Below are 1,470 nucleotides of genomic sequence, written 5' to 3' on the forward strand. Positions count from 1 at the left end.
CAACATCCTGCAAATGTGATATCCTGGTTATCCTTATCCAGCTTTTTATAGGCCGAATAGCCATCCGTTACCACAACGCCCTTGAAGTTTTTCAGAAATTCCTTTGGATGATCACTTTTACGTGTCTTCTGGTATTCATAGAGTATTATGGGTGTATCCTTATAGTGTTTGCCCGTTCGGTAAATCCACATGTAACTCTGGCTATTTGCCGGTCGACCGTCTTTTGATACTTTCACAGGTGTTTCATCAGCTTGCAGCACATGAAACTGATACATCTCCTCGTGAAGCCGGTCGTATAACGTGCCAAGATAACGATCAGCACATTGTATCATCCAGTTAGCCATTACTTGTTTGGAAATGTGAATATCGTTTCTTAAATAATCCTGGCTAATCCGGTGCAATGGCATTCCATTTACATATTTGCCATTCATGATACTTGCCACCAATGAGGGCGTCGCAATACTATTACGCAACAGGCTCTTTGGACGGTCTGCTTTGACAATTGTTTGATTGTCTTTGCCTGCATATACCTGGACATGATGCTCTTGTACTGTAAAAACAGCGGGATCAACTTTTACCCGTTTATAGATTTCATCCGGAAGTTGTTTCCATCCATTAGGTCCAAAGGTTTTTTCTAGATCTTCATCTGACATCTTATGAATGATTTCTTCTACAGGAAGACCTTTTAAGTCGACATCACGTTTACCTGCTTTTTTACGGCGCGTCACCATGATGACTTCATCTTCAGTAGGTTCAACAACATATTTATTTTCTATTAATGCTTCAGCTTCATTAAAAAGATAGCTCAACTGATCATCAATAACATCTAGCTTTTCGGAAGATCGGCTATACTGTTTATTATTCATCACACCAATCTGCTCAATCAAATATTCTACATTCTGATTGAGTCGTTCCAGCTGATCTTGCATCGCCAAAACGATAGCTATAACCGTTTCCTTACTGCAATTATTCAGTTCATCGATTGTGTATTGTTTACCCATAGTTTTCGCTCCTTTTTATCTGCTATGATTATACTAAAAATGCAGTTAAAAAGCGAATATACACATTTATCCTTCCGTCATTATGACGGTATAAAATTGGGCTATAATACTCTGAAAAACTACTAGTTTTTTGAGTTTTTCAGATACTTATCCACGACACACTTCTCTTGTTTGGAGTAGACACTGTATTCATTGTCCATATCCATACCTACCTGTGGATAAGCTTTCATCGTGGCTGGATTTTAACAAATATAAATTTTTGAAAATCTACGAAATGCACAAAATTAAAGCAAACTTTGTGGTGGAGGAACTTCATGAATAGGACGCCTAGGCAAAATCTCAAAGCCTTGCATTAACTGTTGGTATTGGTCTTCTGAAATTTCCAAAGCTTCTTCTGTTGTTCTTGGCCAACAGAAACCACCAGTATTTATTCTTTTGTACAACAAGAATTATTCGACTTCTTAGATAA

At 37.8% G+C, this 1,470-nt stretch carries 2 protein-coding genes; both read right to left on the minus strand.

Going from position 1 to position 1,470, the window contains the following annotated elements; translation table 11 throughout:
* On the minus strand, positions 1-1,001 hold a 1,001-nt coding region (gene tnpC / locus P0N36_RS15320), incomplete at its 3' end, for an IS66 family transposase (protein WP_275843759.1).
* Between the two features lie 284 nt (positions 1,002-1,285).
* Entirely contained in the window at positions 1,286-1,447 is a 162-nt protein-coding gene (gene tnpB, locus P0N36_RS15775; protein ID WP_442957199.1) for an IS66 family insertion sequence element accessory protein TnpB, read from the minus strand.
* Between the last annotated feature and the right edge of the window lie 23 nt (positions 1,448-1,470).

The organism is Petrocella sp. FN5 (genome assembly GCF_029210395.1).
Taxonomy (GTDB): Bacteria; Bacillota; Clostridia; order Lachnospirales; family Vallitaleaceae; genus Petrocella.